The sequence below is a fragment of the Altericroceibacterium spongiae genome (assembly GCF_003610805.1).
Classification (GTDB): domain Bacteria; phylum Pseudomonadota; class Alphaproteobacteria; order Sphingomonadales; family Sphingomonadaceae; genus Altericroceibacterium; species Altericroceibacterium spongiae.
The window spans coordinates 157,651-177,945 of the sequence record NZ_RAPF01000003.1; the positions used below are offsets into that span (position 1 = coordinate 157,651).

Genomic DNA, 20,295 nt, shown 5'->3' on the forward strand with positions numbered 1-20,295 from the left:
TCCTACACCGCCGAGCTGAAGCGCCGCGGGGAATGCTGGCGATAAGGATCGAAAGCCGCCGCAATCGAGCGGGCATAGGGCAACCCTCCGGCTTCGATAGCCAGCATATTATCCTCCAGCACGCAGCATTTGCGTTCCAGATAAGGTTCCAGACGCGGCAGCGCGGATTCGAGCAGATGGGGCGCCACTTTTGCATGGCCCTGACAGAGCAACTGCCTGATAATGGTGCCGCGGGCCTGATCCTCCGCGCTCCGCCGCACGCCGAGCGCGGCGGTCAGCCGGTGTTGCGAAAGCATCATCCGGTAGCGGCCCGAATTCTTCTCATTCTGCACCAGAAGATCGGGGAAGGAACTGATGGACGAGGCGCCAAGGCCGATCAGGATCGGAGCCTGATCCTCGGTAAAGCCCTGAAAATTCCGGTTCAGTGTCCCTGCCGTCATTGCCTGTGCCAGCGGATCGCCGGGCAGAGCGAAATGGTCGAAGCCGACCGGGACATAGCCCGCATTGCTGAGCTGATGATGCCCGATAGCCGCCATGCGGAAGCGTTCATACTGATCGGGCAGGGCGCTGTCGTCGATCTTGCGCTGGCGCGGAATCATATGCGGGACATGGGCATAGCCGAACAGAGCGATGCGATCGGCCCCGAAAGAGGTCGCCAGATCGAGCGATTCACGCAGATCGTCTATCGTCTGGCCGGGCAGCCCGTACATGAAATCGAAATTCATCGACCGGATGCCCGCTTTGCGCAGCATACGATAGCTGTGTTCGATCATGCAGAGCGGCTGGATCCGGCCAATCGCTTCCTGAAGGCGCGGGGTGAAGGTCTGCACGCCGAGGCTGGCATGGGTCGCCCCGATACCGGCCACCACTTCGCCCCAGTCCTGCGATAAGGTGCGCGGATCGAGTTCGATCGAGATGGTCGGATTTTCCAGCCGGAAATGCAGCGTCAGCATATCCATCAGGCGCACGAAATCGAGCGGTGCGATGGCATTGGGGCTGCCGCCACCGAAAGCCACACGTGTGACCTGTGCATCGTGAGGCAGCCTGGCGGCCACCAGTTCAATTTCGCGATGCAGTGAATCGAGATAGGATGTCAGGCGCTGCTTGCGATTGGCGGCGCCGGTATTGCAGCCGCAATACCAGCATATTTTCTCGCAAAAGGGGATATGCACATAGAGCGAAATATCGCCATGCGCCTGCGCCAGCGCTGCGGTGAAATCTTCCGGGCCGATGTCAGGCCGGAATTCCGCTGCGGTCGGAAAGCTCGTGTAACGCGGGACGGGCGTTGCGAGAAGATCGGGATGATAAGGCCACATACATGCTTCTAAAGCCTATCCGCAGCACTTCATCATTGCGCTTTGTCAAACCGCGCGCGGGCCTTTTTCTTTTTCGAATTATGGCAGCCTTTTGAACAGCATGGGCTGCTGGCCGCACCGGGCAGGCGGGGCTGATCGAGCGGTATGGTGATGGCCGCACTTGTGCTTTGCGATGCGCTTTTCAGCCCGCTTGCCGCACCGCACAGGCCCAGCGTGATCTGCTTATCCGTCTGCACGAATAAAGCGGGATTGAGCGCGGCGGGAAACAGCGCCGCCGCAGCGAGGAGAACGCCGGCAGGTGTCACGAATCCTTCCCGTCTTTCGGGCGGTCTTCATCGTCGATCAGGATACGATTGGCGGCTCCCTCGGGATCGTCGAACTGCCCGTTGCGCACGGCCCAGAAAAAGGCCGCCAGTCCGGTGAGCCCCATAAACAGGGCAACAGGGATAAGGAAAGTCAGGCCGGTCATTTTGCAATTCTAGCCAGACGCAGCGAATTGCCAACCACGATCAGCGAACTTGCCGACATGGCCAGGGCGGCGATCAGAGGGGTCACCAGCCCGGCAACGGCCAGAGGCACGGCGCAGATATTATAGAGAATGGCGAGGGCGAAATTCTGTTTCACCACCCGCATGGTGGCGCGGGCCGCCTCAATGGCGCGGGGAACGGCCAGCAGCGAATCGCCCATGAAAACGAAATCCGCTTCCTGTAAACCGACATCGCTGGCCGAACCCGGCGCGATGGAGGCATTGGCGCTGGCAAGGGCCGGTCCGTCATTCAGCCCGTCACCCGCCATCAGCACAGTTTTTCCGGCATCCTGAAGACGCCGGATCACGTCCTGCTTGGCGATGGGAGAGGCACTGGCCTGCGCGGTGAGCCCGGTTGCCTGTGCCACTATTGCCACCGCGCCGGGATTGTCGCCTGAAAGGATCGAACATTCCACACCCATGCGCGCGAGACGGCTGAGCGCTTCCTGTGCATCGGGACGCAACCGATCCGTATAGCGGATGAGGCGCGAGGGGCGGGCGCCGATAATGAGAGCGACGGCGATTCCATCGCCCTGATCCGGGCGGCGCAGCGCCACCGGCGTGCCTTGCCATGTCGCGAAAACGCCTTGTCCGGCTTTCTCTTCCACATGATCGAGCGCGGGAAGACGGCAGGGCGTTTGCGCCAGCGCGGTGGCCAGTGCGCGCGACAGCGGATGGCGGCTATGTGAAGCGAGGGCGAGGGCGAGGGCTTTTTCCTCCCCTGACAGGGCATCCAGCGTGGCCGGATCGGGCAGCGGCCTGCCCACAGTGAGCGTGCCTGTTTTGTCGAGCAGTGCGCGATCCGTTTTGGCGAGTCGTTCGAGCCCGGCCCCGTCTTTCACCATGATCCCTTTGCGCATCAGCGATCCGCTGGCCACCACCTGGGCGACCGGAACGGCAAGGCCCAGCGCGCAGGGACAGGTGATAATCAGGACGGCAACACCGACCACCAGCGACTGATACAGGCCTGCTCCGGCGATCAGCCAGCTCATTACCGTCATCGCGGCGAGCGAATGGACAGCGGGAGCATAAAAGCTGGCCGCGTGATCGGCCAGACGAACATAGCGCGATCTGGCCTGTGAAGCGGCGTCCATCAGGCGGGCGATTTCGGCCAGTGTGGTATCGGCACCGCTGGCGGATATGCGTATATCCACCGGCCGATCCAGATTGAGCGTGCCGGCCAGCGCAGTGTCACCGGTTTTGTGGCTGACGGCTGCGCTTTCGCCGGTCAGGAGTGAAAGATCGAAGCGACTTTCTCCATGCAGGATCGTGCCATCGGCGGCGAGCCTTTCACCGGCGGCAACCCGCATAATCATGCCAGGCTGTAACTGACCGGCTTCTTTCCATTCGAACAGGCCTTTATCGCCCATCACCATGGCGCCCTGCGCAGCCTGACTGATAAGCGCGTTGACTCCTGCTCTCGCCCGGTCGCGCATCATCGCATCGAGCACGCGCCCGGCGAGCAGGAAGGTCAGCAGCATCAGTGCTCCGTCGAACCAGGCATGGGCGCCGCCAGTGGCGGTTTCATACAGGCTCAGCCCTGCCGCCAGCACGATGCCGATGGAAATGGGCACATCCATATTGGTGTGTCCCTTGCGCAGGACTTTCCAGGCCGAGCGAAAAAAGGGCTGCCCGGCATAGGCGATGGCCGGAATGGCAATCAGCGCGGAGAGCCAGTGGAACATCTGCCGTGTTGCGCCTTCCGCGCCCGACCAGATACTGACCGACAGCAGCATGACATTCATTGCGGCAAAACCGGCCACGCCCAGCGGTGCGAGCAGCGGCCTGACCGCCGAAACAGGCGAGGTGATATCGTCTTTGCGCTGTTGTGCCTCGAAACCGATAGAATCGAGCGCGGTAATGATGGCACCGGGCTGCAATGTGCTGTCATGCATCACCCGCACGGTGCGGGCGGAGAGATTGACGCGCGCTTCGCTGACTCCGGGCAGTGCGGACAGGCTGCGCTCCACCTTGCCCATGCACCCGGCGCAATGCATGCCGGGGACGGCGAACAGGCTGCTGGCCTGTGCGGAGGTTGCCGCGGACGATTCGCGTTCTGGCGCAATGTCGCGCATAGGGTGCGGAACCGCGTTCACTGGAGCCGCTCCTCACGGCGCCATTGCCGGCCATCCGCTTCGATGGCGAGACGCAATATCCAGCGCCCGTCGGGCAGCGCTCCGTCGGACAGATAGGTGCCGTTGGGTGTGGCCGTGAAACGCATCGGACGGTCCGCCATATGGCCCAGCGGATGCCGGGCGATGGCTGTGACCACTGCGCCCTGCGGCACATTCTTTAGCGCCAGAGCCAGCCGCCCGTCGGGGCGCCATGTGGTGACGGCATCCCAGCCCAGTTCCCGCTCCTGTGCCGCTTCGTCGAGCCAGCCGTTGAATTTCTGGCTCGCGACATAGGAATTTTCGACCACAATGCCGCCGAAAGTGGAAGTGGCATAGCGCGCCATCGTGAAGTTCACGGTGATGATCGTGCCGAAAAACAGCACCAGTACGGCGGCCATATGCTTGCCGGTGAAGGGGCGCGGACGGGGTGATGCAGGGCGCATAGCGGGGTCTCTCATCTCAGCTTTCGGGCGCGTTGAAGCGGATGGTGGCGCGGTCTTCTTCGCCTTGCGGGTCGAGCGCGAGAACATGGAATGTCACATCCTGCTCATGACTGTCGGCCGGGGCGACCACATAGATTCGCAGCGGCAGCGTCGCATCTTCGGGAACCGTGCGGACAAGCCGTGAGGCGGCCTGCTCGCGCGGCATGTCATCGGTCCACATTACGGCAGCGGGCAGGCCTTCCAGCGTGATTTCCATATCGCGCGGGCGGCCTTCCATATTGCGCAGTTTGACTGTGTAGGCATTGCGGATCGAGCCGTCGCTCATCCGCATGAAAGGCGGATTGCGGTCGGCGGCGGCCGAAATATCGGTATGAGTGCGGGTGCCGAGCATGAAGAGCAAGGCAAAGCCGATAGCCGCCCAGAGCGTGAAATAAATCACCGTGCGCGGGTGAAGCAGTGTTTTCCATACCGGGCGCGGCTCTTCGCCCGCCGCTTCGCGTTTGCAATCTTCCAGCGTGGCATAATCGATCAGCCCGCGCGGGCGACCGATTTCGCCCATCACCCGGTCGCAGGCATCGATGCACAGCGCGCAGGTGATGCAGCCGACCTGCGAGCCTTCGCGAATATCGATCCCTGTCGGGCACACCGCGACGCACTGATTGCAGTCGATGCAATCACCGTAAAGCTCGGGGTTCTTCTTCGCTTTCTTGAGGCTGCCGCGCTTTTCGCCGCGCCAGTCCTTATAGGTGACGATCAGCGATTTCTCGTCCAGCATGGCGGACTGAATGCGCGGCCAGGGACACATATAGATGCAGACCTGTTCGCGCATGAAGCCGCCCAGGGCGAAAGTCGTCGCAGTGAGCACGCCGACCGTGGCATAGGCAACCGGCGCTGCCTCTCCGGCGAAGAAATCGCTGAGCAGGGCGGGCGCATCGGCGAAATAAAGGATCCATGCCCCGCCGGTTGCGAAGCTTATCAGCAGATAGATCGACCATTTGAGCGCCCGCTTGCCGATTTTGGCCGGCCCCCAGGGCGCTTTGGCGAGGCGCATCTGGGCATTGCGGTCCCCGTCGATAAAGCGGTCGATATGCTGGAACAGATCGGTCCATACGGTTTGCGGGCAGCTATAGCCGCACCATGCGCGGCCCACGGCGCTGGTCACAACGAACAGGCCGATTCCCGCCATGATGAGCAGACCAGCGACGAAATAGAATTCATGCGGCCAGATCTCGATGCCGAACATGTAGAAGCGGCGATTGGCCAGATCGATCAGCACGGCCTGATCGGGCGCATAGGGGCCGCGGTCCCAGCGCAGAAAGGGCGTGCAGTAATAGATAGTCAGGGTGATTGCCATCACCAGCCATTTGAACCGCCGGAAGCGCCCGTCTATCTTTTGCGGATAGACGCCTTTGCGCTTCTCATAGAGCGTTTCCGGCACGCTTGTGCGCGGCGGCTGCGAAGGGGCGGGCCGGGCAGCGTCGCCCGGCCGCTCACGTTCGAGGGTTTCAGGGTGTTTCATCGACCTCTACCGCCGGATCGGCGCCGATTTCCACGAAATCCTCACCCCCGCCCAGCGAATGGACATAAGCGGCAAGCATCTTGATCGTCGGCGGGTCGAGACGGCCTTCCCAGGCCGGCATCACACCCTGGCGCGGATTGGTAATCATGGCGATCACATCCTCGCGGCTATCGCCATGCAGCCACAGCGCATCGGCGAGATTGGGTGCGCCGAATTCACGCAGACCGGTTCCCTCCGGCCCGTGGCAGATGGCGCAGTTATCGGCGAAGATCTGCGCACCCTGCGGATTGTCTTTCGCCTTGCCGGAAAGGCTCAGCACATGGTCGGCCACAGCATTGATCTGTGCGGATGTGAGCAGCCCGTCCCGCCCGAAAGCAGGCATCAGGCTGAAGCGTGTGCCGCCATGTTCGGGCTGGCGGATACCGTTGGTGATCGTATATTCGATCGCCTTCAGATCGCCGCCCCATAACCAGTCATCGTCATTGAGATTGGGATAATGTCTGGAACCAGCGGCGCCTGCGCCATGGCACTGGACGCAATTGACCTTGAAAGCTGCCCGGCCGCCCGCCACGGCCGCGCGCATCAGGTCGCTATTTTCAGGCAGACGTTCGATCGGGGTCAGCGCCAGTGCTTCCATGATCGGGGCACGGCGTTGCCGGTCTTCCGCCATTTCCTCGGCAAGCTGGCCATGGCTCGACCAGCCGAGCACCCCGGCGGTTGCCTTGTCGATCATCGGCCAGGCCGGATAGGCGACCGTATAGCCGATGGCGAAGACGATGGTGGCGTAGAACAGCCACACCCACCAGCGCGGCAGCGGCGTGTTCAGCTCCTCGATACCGTCCCATTCATGGCCGACCGTTTCGGTGCCGGTGGCCTCGTCGATGCGTTTTCCCTGCGCGGTCTCATTCGCCATCGGTTTCATCCTTGAAGATCATAGTCGCGGCTTCGTCCGAACGGTGGCGCGCTCCGGGGCGGAACGGCCAGGCGCACAGGACCACAAAGGCGGCGAACATGGCGAGAAGGGCATAGCTGTCGGCAAAATGGCGCAGCGTGTCATAGAGGCTCATGGGCGGGCCTCCCGTTCGACATCATGCGCGGCGAGTTCCTCCTGTGCGGCAGCCCCCTCCACATCGACCAGCGTGCCGAGCATCTGGAGATAGGCGACCAGCGCATCCATTTCGGTAAGGCGTTTGGGATCGCCGTCAAAATCGCGAATTTGCACCTTGGGATAGCGTTCGGCCAGATCGTCTGCATCGAGATCGGGATTGGCCTGCGCTTTCAGATCGGCCTCGGCCATGTCGATATCGCGATCCGAATAGGGCACGCCGACATGGGTGAGCGCGGTCAGCGTTGCTGCCGGATCGCCGATTTCGAGGTCCTTTTCCTTCAGGAAGGCATAAGGCGGCATCACGCTTTCGCGCACCATGGATCGCGGATCGATCAGATGCTGGACATGCCATTCATCCGAATAGCGCGCACCCACACGGGCAAGATCGGGCCCGGTTCGCTTGGAACCCCACTGGAAAGGATGGTCATACATGCTTTCCGCGGCCAGCGAATAATGGCCGTAGCGTTCCACTTCATCGCGAAACGGGCGGATCATCTGGCTGTGGCAGACATAGCAGCCTTCGCGGATATAGATGTCCCGCCCGGCCTGTTCCAGCGGCGTATAGGGGCGCATACCCTCCACTTTCTCGATCGTATTATCGATCCAGAAGAGCGGGGCGATTTCCACGATCCCGCCGATTGCCACCGTGGCGAAGGCCGCCACGGCGAGCAGGGTGACATTGCGTTCAAGCTTCTTATGCTTTTCGGCCATGCTCATCGCAACTCTCCCTTATTCGGCCGGCACGGCGACGATCGGGCGGTCTTTCGCCGGATCGTAAGCTGCATCGGACATCGGAGCTTCATCGCGCAGATGGCCTGCAATCGTGCGCCACACATTGACGACCATCACGACAGCGCCCGAGAGATAGAGCAACCCGCCGAAAGCGCGCAGCAGATACATCGGGTGCAGCGCGGCGACCGTTTCGGCAAAGCTGTTCACCAGGTAGCCGTCAGCGCCATATTCGCGCCACATCAGGCCCTGCGTCACCCCGGCGACCCACATGGAAGCGGCGTAGAAAACGATGCCGATCGTGGCGAGCCAGAAGTGCCAGTTGACCATCCGCAGAGAGAAGAGCCGTTCACGGTTCCACAGGCGTGGTGTCAGATAATAGATCACGCCGAAGGTAATCATGCCGTTCCAGCCCAGCGCGCCGGAATGCACATGGCCGATGGTCCAGTCCGTATAATGGGACAGCGAATTGACGCTTTTCACAGACATCATGGGTCCTTCGAAAGTGCTCATGCCGTAAAAGGCGAGGCTGATGACGAACATGCGGATGATGGGATCGGTGCGGATCTTGTCCCACGCCCCGTTCAGGGTCATGAGGCCGTTTATCATGCCGCCCCAGCTTGGCATCCACAGCATGACCGAGAAGACCATGCCCAGCGTCTGCGCCCAGTCGGGCAGGGCGGTGTAATGGAGGTGATGCGGGCCCGCCCAGATATAAAGGAAGATCAGCGACCAGAAGTGGATGATCGACAGGCGATAGCTGTAAACCGGACGTTCGGCCTGTTTGGGCACGAAGTAATACATCATCGCCAGGAAGCCTGCGGTCAGGAAGAAGCCCACCGCATTATGGCCGTACCACCACTGGGTGAGAGCGTCCTGCACGCCCGAAAAGGCGGAATAGCTCTTGGTGCCCAGCAGGCTGACCGGAATCGCCAGATTGTTGACGATATGCAGCATGGCAATCGTCAGCATGAAAGCGAGATAGAACCAGTTGGCAACGTAGATATGCGGCTCGGCCCGTTTGACGATCGTTCCGACGAACACCGCAATATAAGCGACCCAGACAATCGTCAGCCACAGATCGACATACCATTCGGGCTCGGCATATTCCCTGGACTGGGTGATACCCAGCAAATAGCCGGTGGCGGCCAGAACGATGAAGAGTTGGTAGCCCCAGAAAACGAAACGGGCGAGACCAGGGAAGGCAAGCCTCGCCCGGCAAGTGCGTTGCACCACGTAAAAAGACGAGGCGATCAGCGCATTGCCTCCGAAAGCGAAAATCACGGCCGATGTATGGAGCGGCCGCAAGCGCCCGAAAGTGGTGTATTCGAAACCCAGATTGAGCACCGGATAGGCCAGTTGCAGGGCGATATAGAGCCCGGCGAGAAAACCGGCCATGCCCCAGAAGACCGTGGCGATTACGCCCCAGCGAATCACTTCGTCATCATAACGTGACGGGTCTGCCGGCATCCGCAGAATGCCGCGTGCAATGGCGCCATAATCCTGACGGCTGATCGTCACCCACAGCCCGATCAGGGCTGCGATGGCGATGATACCCATATGGATGGCATAGCCCCCATCCCGTGCAAAAGCTGCTGCCACAAAGGCAAGCAGCAATATTGCGAACCATATGCCGGTTCGCGCTAAAACGCGTTCCATGGAGATCCCCTTCCCTTGGAATACTCGATTGCGCAGCTCTGCAAGGAAAGGGGCGGGCAAACATTGATGCGGGTCAAAATACTGAACTGAAACAGAAAATTACAACTTTGTGAAATTTGCGAAGAATCAATGTTTGATTCGGGCGATGGCGCGAAAAGGCCCTCAATCGCAGTCATGGTTTGGGCCGCAAGGGGCGGCCGCTGCGAACTGAAAGGGAATATCCATGCGCAAGACAGCAGCTATGGTGGCTTTCGCCGCCGCCGCTATCGCTCTCAATGCCCCGGCACAGGCGCAGGACATGGCCGGCACCGTACAGGTAAAGGTACTGGGCACTGCCGTTCTGCCTGATGGCAATATGAAGGAAGTGAAATTCGTTTCCGACGATATTGCTGCTGCTCTGCCGAGCGAATTCAATACCAAGGCCGACAATAATTACGTTCCGACTCTTGCGGTCGAATATTTCCTGACCTCCAATATTTCGGTCGAAACGATCTGCTGCGTAACGCAGCATGATGTGACCGGCACGGGCGGCCTCGAAGGGGCGGAACTGGTTTCCAACGCCAAGATCATCCCGGCCACACTGACGGCGAAATATCACCTGCCGCTCAATGCGCCGATCAAACCCTATATCGGCGCCGGTGCGACCTACTGGTTCATTTTCGATGAAAAGCCCGGCACCACCGCAGCGGCTCTCGGCGTGGCCGATACCGATGTGAAAGATGGTTTCGGGGCGGTGCTGCAGGCCGGTTTCGATGTTCCGCTGAACGAAAAGTTCGGCCTCAGCTTCGATGCCAAGAAATATTTCATCAACCGGACGGCCAGCTTCTACGATGCCAGTGATACGCTGGTGCTCAAGACCAAGCACGACCTTGACCCCTGGCTGCTCAGCGCAGGTGTGAGCTACCGTTTCTAAGCCCGAGGGGGCTCGGCTACCCGGCGCGATCCTCGAGCGACTGACGGTCGAGGATCGTGACGGCCCGGCGCGAAGGAAGATCGATTACGCCTTCCTTTTTCAGCCGGGTGATCTGGCGGCTGACTGTTTCGATGGTCAGCCCCAGAACATCGCCGACCTGCTGGCGTGAAAAGGGCAGGTCGAAGGAAATAGTGCCATTGGCTTCCGTGCCCAGCCGGTCGGCCATTTCGAGCAGGAATGTGGCGAGTTTTTCCTCGGCATTCTTGCGGCCGAGCAGCAGCATCCAGCGCCGCGTGCGGTCCAGCTCGGACAGGGTGCGCTGGAGCAGCTTGTGTTCGAGGGCCGGGTGCTGCGAAGCGAAGGCATCGAAATCGCTGCGCGAGAAGATGCAGACCCTGGCATTGGTCAGCGCCGTGACATTCTGGCTGCTGGTGGCGCCGAAGGGCCGGCCGATAAAATCGGATGGATAGACCACGCCGACGATCTGCTCGCGCCCGTCTTCGGTGCCGGTGGACAGTTTCAGCACCCCGTCGATCACATTGGCGACGAGGAGCGAATCATCACCCTCCCACATCAGACTTTCGCCCGGCTCCAGTTCCCGGCGGCGGCCGATCCCGTTAAGGGCGCTCAGCTCCTCGGTCGAAAGGGCGGAACAGATCGCCTGATTCCGGATGACACAGGTGTCACAATAGCTCATGAAAAACCGCCTATCAGCAAGCTGCAAACCGTGCAATCTGCCATTCAGAAGCTTTTGACAGGCAATGGTTTCCTGCCGGGAAAATGCCGGATTTTGGCGGGTTAGGGCAAGAGTGACCTTGCTCCCGCGCTGCACAGTCTGCATTCTTTATGTTCATTGCCCGGCTTTTCGGGCCATCAGCCGATAGGACGCAACCATGAGCTACGATACGATTCTGGTCGAACAGCACGACGCGGTCACGCTGGTGACTCTCAACCGGCCCAAAGCGCTCAATGCCCTGAATGCCCGGGTGCTGGATGAACTGATCGATGCTTTCGCCGCTTTCGAAGCGGATGACGGCCAGCGTTGCGCGGTGCTGACCGGGCAGGGCGATAAAGCTTTCGCCGCCGGGGCGGACATCAAGGAAATGGCCGAAAAGCCGATGGCCGATTTCTATCGCGAAGATTATCTCGCCAAATGGCATAGCGATTTCACCAATGCCATCCGCAAACCGTGGATCGCCGCTGTGAACGGTTTTGCGCTGGGTGGCGGTTGCGAAGTGGCGATGATGGCGGATTTCATCATCGCTTCCGACAATGCCCGATTCGGTCAGCCTGAAATAAAGCTCGGAGTCGCGCCCGGCATGGGCGGCACGCAGCGCCTCACCCGGGCCATCGGAAAAGCCAAGGCGATGGAAATGATTCTGACCGGCCGGATGATGGGAGCCGAAGAAGCCGAGCGCGCCGGACTGGTCGCCCGGGTGGTGCCGCAGGCCGATCTGATCGATGAAGCGCTGAAGAGCGCCACGACGATTGCGGCGATGCCCCCGCTCGGTACGATGATGAATAAGGAGCTGGTGAATGCTGCTGCGGAAATGACTCTCAGCCAGGGTATTCTGCATGAACGGCGCCTGTTTCAGCTTCTCGCCGGCACGGAAGATAAGGCTGAAGGGATGCAGGCTTTCATCGAAAAGCGTGAAGCGCACTGGAAAGGGCGCTAAGGCCCCGTTCTGTGCTTGTCTGGCCCTGTTCGGTTCCGTTCAGGCCCCGCTGTCTTTGAGGCGCTTTATAGCTATTGATTAACTATTCCCCGCTAATTCGGGGGGATGAGTGGTCGCATATTATCATTGTTTTTGCGTAGTTTGCGGAAAATTCCCCGAGACTGCACGGCCAATGTCGCCATTATTGCGGCACTTGGCCTGCCGGCAATCATCGGTTCCGCCGGTCTCGCCCTCGATCTCAATCGCGGTTACGAACAGCGCATGTTCAACCAGCGGGTTGCCGATATGGGCGCGCTGGCTGCGGCTATGGCGTATAAGGCCAATCCCCAGACCACGCTGTTGACGCCCTCGGCGCGCGACATTGTCATCGCCAACGGGCTGGCCGATGCCACGGTCACCGCCAGCCTGATCGAAGATTATCCGTCCAGCGGAGATCAGGCCGTGAAGGTGGTCGTCACCAAGCCGGTGCCGTTTACTCTGGGTAATATAATAGGGTTTTCAGGAAGTTACTCCATATCGGCAGAAAGCTATGCGTCGGTCACGGCGGAAGCGCCTTATGCCACGCCCTGCTTTCTGGCCATCTCGAACGATAGCGGGCAATCGGCTATCAAGCTCACCGGAGGCACCTCCATCGTCGCCCCGGGCTGCGCCGTTGCAGCCTTCCAGAAAATCGAGAATGACAGTACGCTGATAAGAGCGCATGACATCGTTTCGGGTTATGGCGATATTTCCCTGACCTGGGGAACGCTGGAGGCAGAAAGCCTGCGTTTCGGCGGTTCTCTCGACCGCCAGCCCTATAGCGGTACGATCAATGTCGATGAAAATAAGCGCTTTAACCAGACGACCGATCTCAACGATCCCTGGGCAGCCGATGCGACTTTACTCGATGCGGAGGCAGAGCTGGACTCCATGCCCGGCATCCCTTCCTGTTCCTCCCTCGGTTTCGCAAGTTGCGGCAGTGCCCAGACTTATAACTTCGATTATAATGCGTCTAACGGCTTGCCGCGATGCTCGGGCGACAGCAGTGCCTATTGTATGCCCGCGGGAAATTATGTCATTGATAATTTTAATATTTCTGGCGGGATAGACGTTCATTTCGCGAGTGGTTCCAATATCTATATCAACAATACGCTCTACCATGGCGGGGACCTGATCGATTTTGGTGATTCCAATGTTTATATGAGTCACGGTCTGTCCGTTGGTGGCGGGAGCGAGATGATTATCGGCGATGGCGATGTCATGATCGGCGCCGACAGTTCGGACAGGGCTGTTTATGTTGGCGGCGGTGCCCGTTTCTTCATGGGCAACGGTGAATTTATTGCCGACGGCACCGTCCAGAGCGATGGCGGAAGTGCAATAACATTCGGAAAATACGCCAATAATTATATCGACGGAGACCTGCTGCTTTCCGGTTCGGCGCTGTTCGGAAGCGGTCGCTACACGATCGATGGCAATTTCGAGAACGGCTCCGGGAGTGACCCCTGGCCGCTCACCGATCTGAAGGGCAAAACGTATGGTCAGACGCTCGAAGGCGAATCCGTCTCTGGTTACCGGATGGCCGGTGTGGATGTTTCTTTCGTCATATCAGGGGCTTTCGACCTAAACGGAAGTGCTAACACTAAATTGGTAGCGCCTGCCCGATCGGTGGCCGGCGCTCAGATTGCCGATCTCTTATTATTCAGCCGTACTGCTCAGAACACCGTATGGGGCGGTGGATCGAACAATAATTTTGCCGGTGTCATTTATCTGCCCGAATCCGAGGTAACGATGACGGGTGGGAACAATACCACCAATTCCGGCCAGTGTTTCAGCCTTGTCGCTGCCCGGATATTGCTGTCAGGCGGTGCTGCCAGCGGTACTGCTTGCAAATCCATGGAAGCCGCCAAAGGCAGTTCCGGTTCGGGTGAAGTCAGGCTGATCGGATGATGCGGAGCTTTCTGAACAGACTTGCCCGGGAAGAGCGTGGTGCGGTGGCCATAGAATTTGCACTGTGGACCGTATTGTTCTTTTTCGTAGTCACCGGCGCATTGGATTTCGGTATGTTTTATATTGAACGCAGTAAAGTGAATAAGGCGGTATCCGCTGCGAGCATTACTGCATTCGAAAACCGTAGCGAGGTCGATTTCGCACAATTGCCGGATTATGTTCGGGCCTTGTCGGACAGTTCGAGCTTAACGGTCAGTCTCAGTTGCAATGGAGCGGAAGGAGTTTGTACCAATACGGAGCGAACATGCGCCTGCCTGACATCAGAGGGAACTTATGTCGCGAAGAGCTGCAATGCTGAATGCACCGGTTCCGGTGTTACCGCCAATTCAACTGCCGGATATTATCTGACGATCGACGCTTCGCGATCCTACGAACCTGTCATCCTGCCGAAAGGGGCGCTTGGCTCCTCCGTTATCGAGCATAAAGCAACGGTGCGACTGCAATGATGATGTCTCGTTTGTATCATTGCCGAAAAGGGGCAAGTGCCGTGGAATTCGCGTTGATTGCGCCGGTTTTCTTTCTAATGCTCTTTGGCATTATCGAAATAAGCCGCATGGTCTGGACAAGTCAGACGCTCGATGAAGTGGCTTATAGTACGGCCCGTTGCATGTCTCTGGAAACGGGATGCACCGATGCGTCGAGCCAGCGTAGCTATGCCAGAAACCGGGCAGCCCACTATGGCGTTGGACTGACCGATTCCGATATCGCCCTGTCCGAAAACACGATGTGTAAGGGGTATGCCGGAGCGAACGAAGTGAGCATTTCGCTGGCTTTCGTTTCTCCGGTTACCGGGTTTGTGCCGGGTCTCGACACAACCTTGAATGCTACGGCCTGCTACCCTGTCATGGCCTCCTGACAGTACTGTCCTGAATTCGCTGTTCCGCCTGCATCAGATCATCCGGCTCATCGACATCGAGCAGGAGAGCAGAGGGAATGGAAACTCCGCGAATGTACGGGTTGTGAGATAATATCGGGCCGGCGCCCCGATCTCCGGTCAGTTCCAGACACTCGGTAAGCAAGGCGCGTGACAAAGTTGCCGGCACTCCCAATCGCTGACCGCCATAATCGGTTGCCGAAGGTATTTTATGGCATAAGTCCTGCAAATGTCCCGCAGGAATGAGCGGCATATCGGCGAGAAGTATCAAAGCTGCGCTATAATCATGGTGAAGCACGTATTCGGCCATTATGCGGAGAGAGGAGGAAATACCGGCCTCGGGCGTATCGTTCTGCAATGTTTTCCATCCACTCGCTACATTTGCAAAATGCGGTACCTGTCGGTTGGTAACAATAACGCCCGGCGGCAAACCTGTCGCTTCGACCGCGGCCACGGCCCATTCTCCCAATCGTTTCCCGGCACAGAGCTGGTCGAGCTTGTCTCCTCCAAAACGTACCGCCTGTCCGGCGGCCAGAATGGCCGGAATGATGCGGTCAGTCACTATGGCGATATGCGGCTTCATAGGCCGCGATGATTTCCGCCAGCACCGATACGGCCAGCACCTGCGGATCGCGGCTGTGAGGAATTAAGCCGATCGGGCTTATGATACGCTTTAATGCTTCTGGCTCTACACCCTGACTGGCCAGCAACTGGCGACGAGTATCTCTGGCTATTTTTCCGCCCTGAGCCCCAATATGGAAGGCCGGGCTATTCAGAGCCCATTTGAGAAGCGGTGCTTCCCATTCATGGTCGTGAAACAGCAGCGTGATCGAGGTCCAGCGGTCCACTGTCGCATCTTCCGGAGCACCGCCCAGCGACAGACGATGGGGATCGTCACGCGAATAGACATCGCATTCCAGTCCGGATGCTTCCGCAAGCAGTGACAGGCTGGTTAGTTCCGGGCCTTCGCCGAACAGTATGAGCTTGAGGGAAGGAATATAATGGCGTTCGCGTAAGAGATCCGGAGCACTACCATCAGGTAGTTTCAAAGGAAGGCTGGCTTCGCGCCTTTCCCGGATTGCATCTGCCGCTTGTCGGCAGGCTGCACGGTCAGGTGCCGGGTCCACCAGAATATCGAGGCCTGAACCGCATGGCAGACGGAAGTCGATTGCTGGCGAGCCTGCTCCAAACCGCACGACCCGTGGTTTTCCTTCGGCACGTGCATTCTGCACTTCTGTAACAAGCTGGGCTTCTAGGCAACCATCGGCAAGACTGCCAGCCAGTATGCCAGCTTCTTCAATGGCAAGTTGTGCACCCAGACGGCGAGAGAAGCTGCCTTCGATGCCGATCAGCGTGCATAAGGCACTGCCTGTATCAGCACAGGCCAGAAGAGCGGCGTTGTCGCTGGCTGATGGTCGTTGTGCCAAGGATGTGAGAGAAGGTGTTATAGGCATTGTCTATCCAACCAGCAGATGCCTCGAATGTTCTCAAAAGGCATAAATTTGTCATTCTGTTTCACACCATGCTGTCCAACAAAGTCGATAACTCGACTGTTGCAAAGCCAACGGCGCTGTCAGACAGGCCATAGGGGAGCAGAATTCTGTCTCCTATGGAAAGAGCACCGCAGGTATAGACCACATTGGGCACATATCCGGAACGGTCTGCATCGACTGCAGATAATACCGGATATTGTGTGCGGCCAAGAACTTTGCCCGGATTCTTACGGTCCAGTAAGGCGCAGCCGAGCGCATATTTACGCATCGCGCCGACGCCATGCGTGAAAACAAGCCAGCCTTCATCAGTGAGAATCGGGCTGCCGCAATTGCCGATTTGAATGAATTCCCAGGGATATTGGGGTTCCATCAGCAATGTTCCTTCATCCTCCCACCTATCGAGCCTTTCGGACGTGAGCAGGAAGAGATTCTTGCCATCTTGCCGGCCCAGCATGGCATAGCGACCGTCAATCTGATGCGGGAACAGCGCCATACCCTTATTCCGTCCTGCTTCTCCCAGAACGGGCTGGAGCTCGAATTGACAGAAATCGTGCGTACGAAGCAGCTCTGAGCGGATTGAAGAGCCGGAATAGGCTGTATAGGTTCCGATCCATTCGTAAGCGCCGTTGCCATGATCGAAACGTGTCAGGCGCAGATCTTCCAGCCCGTTGCGCTGCTGTTCGGTGATCGGAAAGATGACGGTGTTGGACAAAGTGCTTTCGCTGTGACGATGCACCGTTACCGGACCGGTACCTTCGCTAAGACTCTCATCATCGAGGTCTACCGATGTGGCAAAAGGGCCTTGCGGCCAAAGCGTGAAATGGCCGTCTGGATAGGCGATCCCCTCACGAAAGGCGATAGAGCTGATGTGCCCCTCACCTACTGCGCGCAGGCTCATCACGAAGCGGATCGCCCCGCCACTCATGCCACTTTGATCGGGATGAGGGACAATGGAGGGATTCATCAATGCGGCTGCGGCATAGGTGTATTCGTGGCAAAAATATGCGCCGATCAATCGTTTACAGGTGGTGGACAGGAAAGATTTATCGAAATTCAGCCGCTCAGCCACTTCGGTAAAGCGTTCTTCGAAGAGCCTTTCTGTTTGCCAGTGGCGTTCTCCAAAATCGGCGACGACACGAGTATATTCCTCTGCCGCCTTCTCTTCGCTCAGTTGCAGAATATCCTCAACCAGTTTGGCAGCTCTTCCGCCGGGTGCATTGCGAGCCTGCCATCCGAGGTGAAAAGGGCGCAATACGACCCGCGAAGGATCGGCATGAAGACGAGTGTCGAGCACTTCCAGCGGGCTGTGGGGGTGATCCCGGTCCATTTTCACGAAGATATCTCCGAAAGCTGGTAAGGATTTTGTTTTAGCGCTCTTCAGGCATGGCCGCCATTGCATAGTAGGAGAGCTGAAAGGCGAGTATGGATTCGGCTCCGCAATTCTCGTTGGCCCCGCGCGGATTGATCCCGTCACGGCACCTGCCGGTGGTGAGGTCTGCCAGAGAGACACCCCGATCATTAGCGCCGAAAAACCAGCTCCATGCCTTGTTTGCATGATCCAGCCAGGAGGAGTTCGCTGTAGCCGCATAGCCGCTTTTGGCAGCCTCTATCGCGGCAAGAGCTTCAAGTGGTTGCTGGTCGAAAGGCAGATGGCGATAGGGTTTGCTGAAACTATCCGACCCGACCGGGCTGAACCAGCCATTTTCGCTAACCTGCTGTTTGCTGATCCATAGCAGGCTTTCCACTCCGGCTTCGATAAAGTCTTTGTTTTCAAGGATAAGACCGGCTTCAATCAGAGCTTCGGACAAGCGTGGATTGTCGTATCCCAGAACCGTCTCGAACCACGCCCAGTCCGGCCGGCGGGACACATCGAGCAGGCGGTGCAGAAAGCTGGCACCTTCACTGAGCAGATCATACGAGGCACCATGATCGGGAAGGATATGAAGTGTATCGACTGCACCAAGCATTGCGAATGCTGTTGCGCGAGGGCAATCCAGTGTCATCGTCAGCGGCAGGGCTGTGTCATAGAGACGTTTTGCCCATCGCCGCAGACCGGGATCGGTCGAATGGCGCAGCGTATGGCCCAACGCACGTAAAGCCCGGCCATTCGAATCGTCTGAACCCTGCGCTTCGGCCCAGCACCGATCGAACCCCATAAAGTTGCGAAAGTGGTTTGTTTCTTCGTTCCAGGCATCCTGCAGGAAAGAGGCAAAGGTGAGGCTCCGTCGCATTCGATCATCGCGAGACAGGCCATTCGTCACATTCATCAGCATCAGTGCACGGGCATTATCATCGAGGCAATAACCATGCGCCCTTTCCGGCACGATGCCTGTGGCATGCTGAAGTATTCCGACAGAATCGCACATGGCAAACACGCCCGATAGGCCGGGATGGGTAGCATCGGAGGTCGCGGTCTCCTTCCTGTGTGCGATAGCACTTTCGATTACTTTTACGGTTTTGTCGGCGAACCGAGGCCAGATCGTTTCGCGCCCCCGTTCATAAGCCCGTCGCTGTAAGCTTTGCAGTTCTTCCGGGTTATCGAGCAGATGGCAGACGGTGTGCATGATGGCGGAAGCGGAATCGGGTTCTACAAGACAGCCCACGCCATCGGTCAGCAATTCACGTGCATGGAGATAGGGTGTGGCGATCACCGCCTTACCCAGTGCTACAGCATAGCTCAGCGTACCGGATGTGGATTGCTGAAGATTGAGATAGGGCGTGAGATAGATATCGCAGGCTTCGAGCTGGTCGAGCAGTTCGTCGGTGTCGAGGAAGCGGGCATCCCATTCAATATGACCGGAAACACCCAGTTCTTCGGCAAGCAGGAGCAGTTTTTCACGATAGGCTTCTCCTTCGCTGGCCAGGAGATGGGGATGAGTGGCACCGACGATGCGATAGATTGTGCGAGGGTGCTGACGGACTATTTCCGGCAAGGCCTCAATTACCAGTTCCAACCCTTTACCGGGGCTCAGCAAGCCGAAAGTCATGAGCACGTTCCGATCGGACAGACCTAATCTGGCTTTGAATTCTGCTTGTCGTCCGAAAGGGCGATAAGGTGCGCCATGATGAACGATATCGAGCAGTTCATGCGGTGCTCCATAGCTTTCCGCCAGCAAGTCTCGCGAATAGGCTGACATAACCATTATGCGTGATGAGCGGGCGATCAGATGTTCGAGGATGGCACGTTGTTTCGGATCAGGATCGGCCAGCACCGTATGAGGCGTGAGAATCAGCGGCGCGGCAAGCATATCAACGAAATCACAAACCATATCGCCATATGTGCCGCCAAAAATCCCATATTCATGCTGAAGCCAGACAACATCCACAGCGGATCGATTGATCCGCTGTGCGGCCTGTAGATAGCTTTGGGGATCTGCGCGGCTGATCGTTCCAGCAATAGGTGGGTATTTGAGTGGCCTGTCCGGATCTTCCAACGCATAAAGATCGACGCTGACTTCGGGATGGAATCGAGTGAGCTTTTCATGCACGTCGCCGGTGAATGTTGCGATACCGCACCGGCGGGGCGGATAATTGCCAATAAGAGCAATGCGTGGAGCTTCGAGCGAGAGGCTATGTGAACGAAAGCTACTTAGCCGGCAAGCGGTGCTGTCAGGCAGTCTGACGTCTTTTAATCTGCCGTCGGCTTCCATTGACATGAGTGGTCCCCTGTAAAACCAGCTGGTCTATTTTTACACGAAAAGCTCGAATCCTGTTTACCTGATATCGATGCTGCATTGCGTCATAAAATCGAAAAGGAGGCAAGCGAAAATATTGAATTGATATCACAAGTTCATAATAATTATTGTTTATATCACTTTTTGCACTGCGTCATGCGGCATCTAAAAGATGATACAACCGAAGCATGAGGCGTCTGGCGTCTTGTCATCAGGTTACCGGCTGATCGTCGAGTTGTTGCATGTTGGTGATGAATTTTTGGAA

The 20,295-nt window shown here is 58.2% G+C and carries 20 protein-coding genes; 5 read left to right on the forward strand and 15 right to left on the reverse strand.

Annotation, left to right across the window (positions count from 1 at the left end; all coding sequences use genetic code 11):
• Positions 1-2: 2 nt before the first annotated feature.
• From hemN to ccoN, 10 genes are read right to left on the reverse strand one after another with little or no spacing between them, the layout of a single operon-like run.
• The gene (hemN, locus tag D6851_RS06665; RefSeq protein WP_120324120.1) at positions 3-1,316 is read right to left on the reverse strand and encodes an oxygen-independent coproporphyrinogen III oxidase; all 1,314 of its coding nucleotides are present in this window, start codon (positions 1,314-1,316) and stop codon (positions 3-5) included.
• Positions 1,317-1,348: 32 nt separating this feature from the next.
• Positions 1,349-1,621, reverse strand: a complete 273-nt coding sequence (locus tag D6851_RS06670; RefSeq protein WP_120324121.1) for a hypothetical protein — start codon at positions 1,619-1,621, stop codon at positions 1,349-1,351.
• The gene (gene ccoS / locus D6851_RS06675) at positions 1,618-1,785 is read right to left on the reverse strand and encodes a cbb3-type cytochrome oxidase assembly protein CcoS (RefSeq protein ID WP_120324122.1); all 168 of its coding nucleotides are present in this window, start codon (positions 1,783-1,785) and stop codon (positions 1,618-1,620) included. The genes D6851_RS06670 and ccoS overlap by 4 nt, the downstream gene beginning before the upstream one ends.
• On the reverse strand, positions 1,782-3,917 hold the full coding sequence (locus D6851_RS06680) for a heavy metal translocating P-type ATPase (protein WP_120324123.1): 2,136 nt from the start codon (positions 3,915-3,917) through the stop codon (positions 1,782-1,784). Before D6851_RS06680 ends, ccoS begins: the two co-directional genes overlap by 4 nt.
• A 17-nt stretch (positions 3,918-3,934) precedes the next feature.
• Positions 3,935-4,399: a FixH family protein gene (locus D6851_RS06685; protein WP_120324124.1), complete on the reverse strand. Its 465-nt coding sequence runs from the start codon at positions 4,397-4,399 to the stop codon at positions 3,935-3,937.
• Positions 4,400-4,415: 16 nt separating this feature from the next.
• Positions 4,416-5,918: a cytochrome c oxidase accessory protein CcoG gene (gene ccoG / locus D6851_RS06690; RefSeq protein ID WP_120324125.1), complete on the reverse strand. Its 1,503-nt coding sequence runs from the start codon at positions 5,916-5,918 to the stop codon at positions 4,416-4,418.
• A complete protein-coding gene (ccoP, locus tag D6851_RS06695; RefSeq protein ID WP_120324126.1) occupies positions 5,905-6,831 on the reverse strand; it encodes a cytochrome-c oxidase, cbb3-type subunit III in 927 nt (308 codons plus the stop codon). The genes ccoG and ccoP overlap by 14 nt, the downstream gene beginning before the upstream one ends.
• Positions 6,821-6,985, reverse strand: coding sequence for a cbb3-type cytochrome c oxidase subunit 3 (locus D6851_RS06700; RefSeq protein ID WP_120324127.1), 165 nt, complete (start codon positions 6,983-6,985; stop codon positions 6,821-6,823). Before D6851_RS06700 ends, ccoP begins: the two co-directional genes overlap by 11 nt.
• Positions 6,982-7,743, reverse strand: a complete 762-nt coding sequence (gene ccoO / locus D6851_RS06705) for a cytochrome-c oxidase, cbb3-type subunit II (RefSeq protein ID WP_120324128.1) — start codon at positions 7,741-7,743, stop codon at positions 6,982-6,984. Before ccoO ends, D6851_RS06700 begins: the two co-directional genes overlap by 4 nt.
• A gap of 12 nt (positions 7,744-7,755) precedes the next feature.
• The gene (ccoN, locus tag D6851_RS06710; RefSeq protein WP_120324129.1) at positions 7,756-9,414 is read right to left on the reverse strand and encodes a cytochrome-c oxidase, cbb3-type subunit I; all 1,659 of its coding nucleotides are present in this window, start codon (positions 9,412-9,414) and stop codon (positions 7,756-7,758) included.
• A gap of 223 nt (positions 9,415-9,637) precedes the next feature.
• Between ccoN and D6851_RS06715 the strand changes: the two genes are divergently transcribed.
• Positions 9,638-10,327 carry an OmpW/AlkL family protein gene (locus D6851_RS06715; protein WP_120324130.1) on the forward strand — a complete coding sequence of 230 codons (690 nt, stop codon included), beginning with the start codon at positions 9,638-9,640 and terminating at the stop codon, positions 10,325-10,327.
• Between the two features lie 16 nt (positions 10,328-10,343).
• Here D6851_RS06715 and D6851_RS06720 read toward each other — a convergent pair whose 3' ends face one another.
• Entirely contained in the window at positions 10,344-11,024 is a 681-nt protein-coding gene (locus D6851_RS06720; RefSeq protein ID WP_120324424.1) for a Crp/Fnr family transcriptional regulator, read from the reverse strand.
• A gap of 196 nt (positions 11,025-11,220) precedes the next feature.
• Between D6851_RS06720 and D6851_RS06725 the strand changes: the two genes are divergently transcribed.
• From D6851_RS06725 to D6851_RS06740, 4 genes are all read left to right on the forward strand, one after another.
• The gene (locus D6851_RS06725) at positions 11,221-12,003 is read left to right on the forward strand and encodes an enoyl-CoA hydratase-related protein (protein ID WP_120324131.1); all 783 of its coding nucleotides are present in this window, start codon (positions 11,221-11,223) and stop codon (positions 12,001-12,003) included.
• A gap of 141 nt (positions 12,004-12,144) precedes the next feature.
• A complete protein-coding gene (locus D6851_RS06730) occupies positions 12,145-13,929 on the forward strand; it encodes a pilus assembly protein TadG-related protein (protein WP_183030016.1) in 1,785 nt (594 codons plus the stop codon).
• On the forward strand, positions 13,926-14,435 hold the full coding sequence (locus D6851_RS06735; RefSeq protein WP_120324133.1) for a TadE/TadG family type IV pilus assembly protein: 510 nt from the start codon (positions 13,926-13,928) through the stop codon (positions 14,433-14,435). The genes D6851_RS06730 and D6851_RS06735 overlap by 4 nt, the downstream gene beginning before the upstream one ends.
• A 41-nt stretch (positions 14,436-14,476) precedes the next feature.
• Positions 14,477-14,845, forward strand: a complete 369-nt coding sequence (locus tag D6851_RS06740; RefSeq protein ID WP_183030017.1) for a TadE family protein — start codon at positions 14,477-14,479, stop codon at positions 14,843-14,845.
• Here D6851_RS06740 and D6851_RS06745 read toward each other — a convergent pair.
• From D6851_RS06745 to D6851_RS06760, 4 genes are all read right to left on the reverse strand, one after another.
• Positions 14,832-15,425, reverse strand: a complete 594-nt coding sequence (locus D6851_RS06745; protein WP_183030018.1) for a nucleotidyltransferase family protein — start codon at positions 15,423-15,425, stop codon at positions 14,832-14,834. The genes D6851_RS06740 and D6851_RS06745 overlap by 14 nt on opposite strands.
• Positions 15,418-16,317 (reverse strand): XdhC family protein, encoded by a 900-nt coding sequence (locus D6851_RS06750; RefSeq protein WP_120324136.1) that lies wholly within the window; start codon positions 16,315-16,317, stop codon positions 15,418-15,420. The genes D6851_RS06745 and D6851_RS06750 overlap by 8 nt, the downstream gene beginning before the upstream one ends.
• Before the next feature lie 61 nt (positions 16,318-16,378).
• Positions 16,379-17,683, reverse strand: a complete 1,305-nt coding sequence (locus D6851_RS06755) for a glycoside hydrolase family 130 protein (protein ID WP_183030033.1) — start codon at positions 17,681-17,683, stop codon at positions 16,379-16,381.
• Between the two features lie 40 nt (positions 17,684-17,723).
• Positions 17,724-20,012: a glycosyltransferase family 4 protein gene (locus D6851_RS06760; protein ID WP_238473976.1), complete on the reverse strand. Its 2,289-nt coding sequence runs from the start codon at positions 20,010-20,012 to the stop codon at positions 17,724-17,726.
• Positions 20,013-20,295 lie beyond the last annotated feature (283 nt).